Source organism: Streptococcus sp. LYSM12, from assembly GCF_004569635.1.
Taxonomy (GTDB): Bacteria; Bacillota; Bacilli; order Lactobacillales; family Streptococcaceae; genus Streptococcus.
This window is the reverse complement of record NZ_SPOZ01000026.1, coordinates 25,513-33,638: the sequence shown is the minus strand read 5'-3', so window position 1 is coordinate 33,638 and position 8,126 is coordinate 25,513. Positions and strand designations below refer to the sequence as shown.

At 42.8% G+C, this 8,126-nt stretch carries 5 protein-coding genes; all 5 read right to left on the bottom strand.

The window, feature by feature from the left end; genetic code table 11:
* Window positions 1–387 precede the first annotated feature (387 nt).
* The 5 genes from ftsY to rnc are packed head-to-tail and all read right to left on the bottom strand — an operon-like array spanning window position 388 to window position 7,547.
* Window positions 388–1,704, bottom strand: a complete 1,317-nt coding sequence (ftsY, locus tag E4T79_RS08800; protein ID WP_135029562.1) for a signal recognition particle-docking protein FtsY — start codon at window positions 1,702–1,704, stop codon at window positions 388–390.
* A 1-nt stretch (window position 1,705) separates the two neighbouring features.
* Window positions 1,706–2,515 carry a Cof-type HAD-IIB family hydrolase gene (locus E4T79_RS08795; protein ID WP_135029560.1) on the bottom strand — a complete coding sequence of 270 codons (810 nt, stop codon included), beginning with the start codon at window positions 2,513–2,515 and terminating at the stop codon, window positions 1,706–1,708.
* The gene (locus tag E4T79_RS08790) at window positions 2,505–3,311 is read right to left on the bottom strand and encodes a Cof-type HAD-IIB family hydrolase (RefSeq protein WP_135029566.1); all 807 of its coding nucleotides are present in this window, start codon (window positions 3,309–3,311) and stop codon (window positions 2,505–2,507) included. The genes E4T79_RS08795 and E4T79_RS08790 overlap by 11 nt, the downstream gene beginning before the upstream one ends.
* 13 nt (window positions 3,312–3,324) lie before the next feature.
* Window positions 3,325–6,858, bottom strand: a complete 3,534-nt coding sequence (smc, locus tag E4T79_RS08785; RefSeq protein ID WP_135029558.1) for a chromosome segregation protein SMC — start codon at window positions 6,856–6,858, stop codon at window positions 3,325–3,327.
* Window positions 6,859–6,860: 2 nt separating this feature from the next.
* Complete coding sequence (rnc, locus tag E4T79_RS08780; RefSeq protein WP_135029556.1) at window positions 6,861–7,547, bottom strand: ribonuclease III; 687 nt, start codon at window positions 7,545–7,547, stop codon at window positions 6,861–6,863.
* Window positions 7,548–8,126 lie beyond the last annotated feature (579 nt).

The window sequence follows — 8,126 nt, the reverse complement described above, 5'->3', positions numbered from 1 at the left end:
GAAACAAGCTTATAAGGATAAGGCAAGGAATTTCCGCGCTTCTCATTGAAAGGAGGGAGAGAGAAATAACACGGGCCTAGGGAAGCTCTTCTCACTGGAATGGGAGCCTATCTCCCTTTTCAAGTCTGGCAATCCTCAGTTGTGACGAATGAAAACCAGACAGCACTCGTCACCAGATAGGCATCACACCAGTTATATAGGCATTCGTTTATCTTTTATTCCTCCGTTCACTCACTTTGTCGTACTCTAGTACAGCCTCCAGCTCGGTGCCTTGTACTGAAAGCAAACGAAAAGACCATACACCCTAAGGTCGCCGCTTTTGACCGTAGCTCATGTTGAAACCTATCTACCCTCCCAACAGTTGAAGAATCTCCTAGGGTAAACTTTTTATACCAAACCCTCTAATAAACCTCTCATAAAAGCTTCGGAATGAAATTCACCGATATCGTCAATCTTCTCTCCAAATCCGATGAGTTTTACAGGAATATCCAATTCTTGGCGAATCGCAAGTACGATACCACCGCGTGCTGTACCATCCAGCTTGGTTAAAACGAGACCGGTCAGCGGGGTAATTTTCGAAAATTCCTTAGCCTGTACAAGGGCATTTTGACCAGTTGAGGCATCGAGAGCCAACAGAGTTTCATGGGGGGCATCTGGTAGGCTCCGCTTGATAATACGACCAATCTTTTCTAACTCAGCCATGAGATTCTCTTTGTTTTGCAAACGACCTGCCGTGTCAATCATGAGAATGTCCACTTGCTCTGCCAAAGCCTTTTCCATACCGTCAAAGACTACGCTAGCCGGGTCCGATTTTTCCGGTCCTGTCACGACAGGGACATCGACACGGTGCCCCCATTCGACCAACTGGGCGACAGCACCTGCACGGAAAGTATCTGCTGCAACCAACATGACTTTCTTACCTGCCTGTTTATAACGATAGGCTAGTTTACCAATGGACGTTGTCTTTCCAACACCATTGACACCGACAAAAAGCATGACAGTCAAGCCCTTTTGAAAAGCAATCTGCTCACTGAACTGACCATCTTTTTCGTAAATTTCAACCAATTTTTCAATCATTAAACGGCGCAGGATTTCCGGCTTTTTCGCATTTTCTAAGCGGGCTTCGTAGCGTAGTGCTTCAGTCAAGCTAGAAGCCACTTGCACACCTACATCACTCATGATGAGCAATTCTTCTAATTCTTCAAAGAAGTCTTCATCTACCGAACGGAAATTAGCAAAAAATGCATTGAGTTTGGCGCTAAATCCTGTCCGCGTTTTCTTCAAAGTCCGTTGGTATTTTTCTTCTTCGCTCTCAGATACTGATTGCGAGGCAACAACTTCTTCTAACTGTACATCTTTGGTCTGACTAGCCTCCTGTTCTTTTCCTTTTGCTGAAACAGTAGCGACTTCTTTAGCTCCGTCATGCTCTACCATGAAATCCTGGAGATACTGCTGCACGTCCGACCTTTCCTCTGCAACTTCAGAAGTAGCTTGTTCTATTGTTCCTACTTCTTCCAAAAGTTCCGTCGGCATTGCTTCCACAGGTTCTCTCATGTCTCGGTCTTCTTCACTCACATCATGAACCCGCTCTGTATCACTAGCAATTTGCTCTTCTGTATCAGCTCCTTGTCCTGCTTGAACTTTTTCAAGAACAGGTGTTTCTTCTTTTTCTTTCCGTCCAAATAATCGATCAAATAGCCCCATTCTATTCCTCACTTATTACGTACTGTTCAATCGCCCAGGCGATACCGTTCTCATCATTAGTCAATGGTAATACTACCTGAGCAACTTCTTTTAGTTTTGCATTGGCATTTGCCATAGCCACTCCTAGGCCAGCCCATTCGACCATGCTCAAATCATTTTCTTCATCTCCACAGGCCATCACTTCTGATGCATCAATTCCCAAGTACTGAATCAATTTTGCAAGCCCATTGGCCTTGTGAACCCCTTTAGGGCTCCATTCCAACAAAATATCCCGCGATTTAAAAATTTCAAATTGATCATGCAGTTCTGTTGGTATCTGAGGAATTCGCTCATCCAAATAAGCAGCATCGATGGCTGTCACTGCTTTATTATAGACAATATCTGGCAAATCTGTATCGTTTATATCAACCGCATCTAACAAGGGACTCAAGACGGCATAGAGAGAGTTCTGTTCAGATGGCAAGGTATAAACTGTCCCATCGACCAATAAAGCTATAGGGAGTTCTAATTGTTGGGTAACTGCTCGAATCGTTCGTGCTTCCTCCAAGCCAAAACCCACCTTATCCAGCACATACCCCGTATTTTCCTGCACCAAGCCACCGTTGAAAGTGATAGAATAATTCCCCTGGCCCAAGAGACCTAATTCTTCTAGGAAAGGTTCTATGGCTCGTAGCGGGCGTCCAGTCGTCAAGACCACATACACTCCCTTATCTCGTGCTGCTTGCAGAGCCATTTTATTTTCTATTGAAATCCGCTTATCAGTTGTAAGCAAGGTTCCGTCTAAATCAAGGGCAATTAGTTTAATACTCATGTAACATTTCCTCCATATAAGCCAAAACAGCTTCATCATTACAGTGACCAATAACTGTGTCTGCGACCTTTTTCACCTCTGGTTTGGCATTGCTAGTTGCAAGGGAAGTTCCTGCAAAATCAAGCATTTCCAAGTCATTTTGATTGTCACCAAAAGCGACAACATGTTCTGCATCTACTCCAAAGTACTCGCACAAGTTATATAGGCCGACTGCCTTATGGCTATCTGACAAGATAATATCAACCGATTCAAAACCTGTCGTAACAGCTGTCACACGATCAAAGTGTTCATTCAACCACTCTTGACCAGCTTCTAATGTGCCATCTGGAAACGTCGCCACAATCTTAACAATATCTTCTGTTACCTCAGAAAAATCCGTGACAAGATGAATTTTCACGTAAAATTGAGAAATCATATCAATATAGGATTGCTCTGCGCTGGTTAATAGATAGGCACCCTGTCTACCTGATAGGACAAGAAAGCTGCTGCTACCGTATGGTCCTTCTTCTAGCTTGTGGACAATATCCATATAGACCTTACGCTCAATCGGCTGTTCTTCAAAAATAACCTCTCCCTTATAAGATACCAGAGATCCGTTTTCAGCAATAAAAGCTATCTCGTCTTCAAAGCCTTGAAACACAGTTTGCAGACTCAGTAAAGAACGACCACTTGCTGCTGCAAATACATATCCCTTTTCATGGAATTGATTCAGTACACGGCGAAAACGTTCTCGATTGAATTGATGATCTTCTCTGAGAAATGTGCCATCCATGTCGGTTGCAATTATTTTTTGAATCATCTGTACCTGCCTACTCACTTTCTATATCTTTCAACTTGACAGAGACAATCTTCGAGACACCTGATTCTTGCATGGTTACTCCATACATGGCATCTGCTGCTGCCATTGTCCCCTTACGGTGAGTAACCACAATAAATTGGCTAGACTTGTCAAATCGGTTGAGATAGTCACCAAAACGTTTGACATTAGCCTCATCAAGCGCTGCTTCTACCTCATCTAGAATCACAAATGGAATTGTCTTCACGCGAATGATCGAAAAGAGGAGGGCTAGGGCTGACAGAGCTTTTTCGCCACCAGACATCAGATTCAAGGACTGAATTTTCTTTCCAGGTGGCTGGACTGAAATCTCTACACCCGCCGTAAGAATATCAGGACTGGTCAAGATTAAATCTGCTGAACCACCGCCAAACATCTGTTTAAAAGTCTGCTTAAAACTCTCACGAATGGCTTCAAAAGTTTGTTTAAAGCGTTCTTTAACCTCGTCATCCATCTCATGAATGGTATCCAACAAGAGATTACGAGCAGTTAAGATATCCTCACGTTGATCATTTAAAAAAGTCAGACGTTGGTGGACTTCCTCATACTGAGCAATCGCTTCTAAATTGACTGGTCCCAAGGCGCGGATGGCTCGTTCTAGTTCTTTCAAGGTCTGCTCTGCACGAGACAAGTCCTCTAGGACTTCAGCCTGCATCTGTGCTTCTTCAAAACTCATTTTATAATGTTCTGTCAGATTAGCCAATAAGGTCCTCAATTGACTGGCTTCTTGCTCATAGTCTGCTTCAAGTCTGGCTTGTTTCCGAATCAATTCATCATTTTTCAAGCGCATCTGCTCTAAACGTGATTGAATATCCTCAAATTGTCCCTCGATATCTTCTAGTTCTAATTTAAGACGAATAAGGAGCTGATTGGTTTCTATCTGCTTGCTTTTAGCCGCTAGCAACTGCTCATTCAAAACCTCTAAGCTAGTGTCATCCTGTGCTTCCACTTTCTGGTCAATGACAATCTGTAAAAGCTCTATTTCACGCGCAATAGTTGCTTCTTCTTCCTGTAAACGAGTCAAATCCGTCTGTTCAAACCGTACCTCACTAGCCAACTGGCTCTGGGTGACTTTCAGACTTGAGAGACTTTCCTGCAATACCTGCACTTGCTCCTGAATAGCATGACGATTGGTTTTCATCTCCTCAATCTGTCCTGTTAACTTGACCTTTTTCTCGGTAAAGTGAACCAACTGTCCTTGATATTTTTTAGCCAAATCTTGCAAGTCAGATAAAATACTATTACCAGCTTGACCTGCTTTAACAGCATACAAGGCCTGCAACTCCTCAACTTTGGCTAGTAACTGTTCGTAAGAAAAACGAAGTCGTTGTTCAACAAGACGCGCCTCCTCACCGGCCTCTTTCATTTCCTCCAAGGATTGACGAATAAGCGCTGCTGCTTCTTTTTTGGTACCGACCAAATCTTCTTGTTCTTGCAATCTCTTACTTAAAACCGCAATTTCTTCTGCTAGCACATCCAATTCCGGCTTAACAAAAGTTGTATGATTGGTGCGATTACTTCCTCCTGCAAAAGCCCCTCCAGGACGAATTTCGGTACCATCAAGAGTCACCAAACGCACTTGGAATTTAGTTGCTCGCGCCGCCTGATTGGCATTTTCTACAGTATCAAAAATCGCAATCGTTCCTAATAAATTTTGAAAAATAGATTCTAAGCGAGCATCAAAGGTGACCAAATCACTCGTTAGCCCCAAAAATCCTGTCGATGACTCTAATTGGCTCAAGAGATGACCTGCTAAATGGCGCGCTTTAATCGTGGTTAGGGGTAAAAAGGTTGCCCGCCCTTGCCGATGTTGCTTCAAAAAGGCAATCGCTGATTTTGCTGTCGCCTCATCTTCGACAATCACATGCTGACTAGCCCCACCAAGAGCAACTTCAAGAGCAGTCTGGTATTCTATATCAAAGGTCAAATTCGCACTAACCGCTCCTACAATTCCTCCGATTCGATCAGCTTGCTGTAAGACAGCCTTGACCCCCGCATAAAAATTAGAATGATTCTGCAAGATTGCTTCCAAACTAGATTGGCGCGCTCGTTTCATCTTTAACTGGTCTAACAAGTCAAACATCTTAGATTGGCTTGCTTGATACTCCTTATCCAGGTCGACCAAGACTTTTTGCTTGTCTTGATAGGCTTGCAGTAACTCCTGTAAGCTAGCCTCTGCTGCTACTAGACTTGCCTGTAGTTGATCTAATTCTGCTTGACTGGTATTCATTTCAGACTGCAGGCGCTCTAATTCTTCGGACTGGCTTTCTGTTAACCGATGCTGGTTGGTAATATCCTGCTCTACTTTGGCAAGGCTATTGGATACTTCTGCTTCATCCTGTAGCAATGCAACATACTGTTCTCTAAGATGATCCAGTACCTGATCTGGGTCTTCTGAAAAATAACCTAATTCTGCTTCTTTTTCCACCATTGCTGCTTTCAATTTTGCCAATTCTTCCTGCAACTGGATTAAGTTCCCAGACTTTGTATCTAGTATTTCCCTTGTTTTAGCCCGTTTTTCCTCTAAGTCTAGCAACCTAGCCTGCGCCTCTTGACGGCTCGTTTCATTCTGACTGGACTCTAGTTGATGGACTTCAATCTTTCGCTCCAAATCGCTGATCAACTTGGTCACATCCAATAAGACAGCCTGCTCACGCTCTAACTGAACATTCAACTGCTGGCGCTGTTGTTTCAAGCCCTGATTCTCAAGCTCTAACTGATCACGTTGCTCATAATAATGGGCTAAATCTGCTTTAATCTCATCTAAATCCGCTTCTTTTTGACGGATCAGTTGACGTCCCTTATCAATCTGAGCCACCAGAACATTCAGATACAAACCTCTACGTTCCTCATCTAATCCCAAATATTTTCTAGCAACCTCTGCTTGCTTTTCTAATGGTTTGACTTGATTATCCAATTCGTAGATGATATCTTCTAATCGATCAAGATTGTCCTGTGCCTGTGATAATTTGCTTTCTGTTTCTTTCTTGCGGGTCTTGTATTTAAGGACACCAGCTGCCTCTTCAAAAATCGCACGTCGTTCTTCTGGCTTGGAGTTAAAGATAGCCTCAACTCGACCTTGGGAAATAATTGAAAAGGAATCTCGACCAAGACCTGTATCCATAAACAAATCATGGATATCTCGCAGGCGAACTTTCTGCCCATCAATCAGATACTCGCTATCACCCGAACGATAAATATGGCGCTCAACCTTGATTTCTTTCTGACGACCTGCAATAAAGCCGGTACTATTATCCAAGGTGACAATAACAGAAGCATAATTGAGCGCCTTGCGACTTTCAGTCCCTGCAAAAATGACATCAGGCATCTTGCCACCACGGAGGCTTTTAGCAGAAGATTCCCCCAAGGCCCAACGGAGACTTTCTGTAATATTGGACTTGCCTGAACCGTTTGGACCAACAACTGCTGTCACTCCTCGGTCAAAGACAACCTTTGTTTTATCTGCAAAGGACTTGAATCCTTGCATTTCAATTGATTTGAGATACATATCTACCCTCTTGCCTCCACTGCATTCTTTGCAGCAGCCTGTTCCGCTTGCTTTTTGGAGCGACCTTGACCTCTCCCCATCGCTTGACCATTTACCAATACTTCGACTTCAAATAGTTTATCATGAGCTGGTCCATTTTCTGATGCAACTTGATACTGAATCATCACTTCACCATTCACCTGTAACAGTTCCTGTAAACGGGTCTTGTAATCTGTTACACGTTCAAAATTACCAACTTCAAGTTGAGGAATCATAACTCGATAGAGAAACCTTTCGACCGCTTCTACTCCCTTATCGAGCAAGAGCGCTCCTAAAAAGGCCTCAAATAGGTCTCCTAAAATCGTATCCCGATTGCGTCCTCCGGATTTTTCCTCTCCCTTACCAAGACGCAGAAAAGACTCAAAGCCACAAGCTCGTGTAAAACCTGCCAAACTCTCTTCCCGCACAAAGGTCGAACGCAACTTGGACATCTCCCCTTCTGGAAAATGAGGATATTTCTGATATAAATAACGAGAAATAATGAATTGCAGAACAGCGTCTCCTAAAAATTCCAGACGCTCATTATGTGAAATTTTTAGAAGACGATGCTCATTGGCATAAGATGTATGAGTAAATGCTGTCTCAAGTAAGGTTAAATCTGAAAAATCAATCCCAAACTCAGCAACCAATTTTTTTTGTAATCCTTGCATAGGTACTCCTTTTGTCTGTCTTTCCTATTATACCATACTCCCAGCTATTTTTCAGTAAAATAAAGGGGATTAACCAGGATAAAGGTAGGAAAGATTTGTAAAACTGACTTGGTTTTCTAGTTTCTAAGCTGACTGATAAATCCCCTCACTTTTTTAGGTTTCCTCCCTTGATTTGACCTTGCTTTCTTGTCTTTGGGTATAGGTCAAAATAGTCCTTTCTCTAACGATCTTTTATTCTTGAAGAAAACTTCATCTCTAGTCCATTAGAGCTAGAAGCTTTTAGCTCCTGCCCCGTCAGACGCTTATTTTTAGAAAGGGTTATCTGTCGTGCTCGTCCATTACGAAGACAGCTGATTTCACAGCATTTGTCATCCATTCTTTCACCTCGTTCCAAAGAGAAACAAGTTGATGAAAAAAGAAGAAAAATGGATTGGCACAACGAATAAAGTAGGATTACATCTCCAGATAAAAAACTGTTAAACTGATACTCAAAAGCAAAATCAATATCTGACTACCTCTCACAATGAAGAATGTAAATGCTTGGAAATAGGGAGTAGGAGAGAACGCGACAGGTAGCGT

Bases quoted from the DNA above. Each gene is read 5' to 3' on its own strand.
- E4T79_RS08795 (WP_135029560.1), bottom strand. From the start codon at position 2,515: ATGAGTATTAAACTAATTGCCCTTGATTTAGACGGAACCTTGCTTACA.
- rnc (WP_135029556.1), bottom strand. From the start codon at position 7,547: ATGCAAGGATTACAAAAAAAATTGGTTGCTGAGTTTGGGATTGATTTT.
- smc (WP_135029558.1), bottom strand. From the start codon at position 6,858: ATGTATCTCAAATCAATTGAAATGCAAGGATTCAAGTCCTTTGCAGAT.
- ftsY (WP_135029562.1), bottom strand. From the start codon at position 1,704: ATGGGGCTATTTGATCGATTATTTGGACGGAAAGAAAAAGAAGAAACA.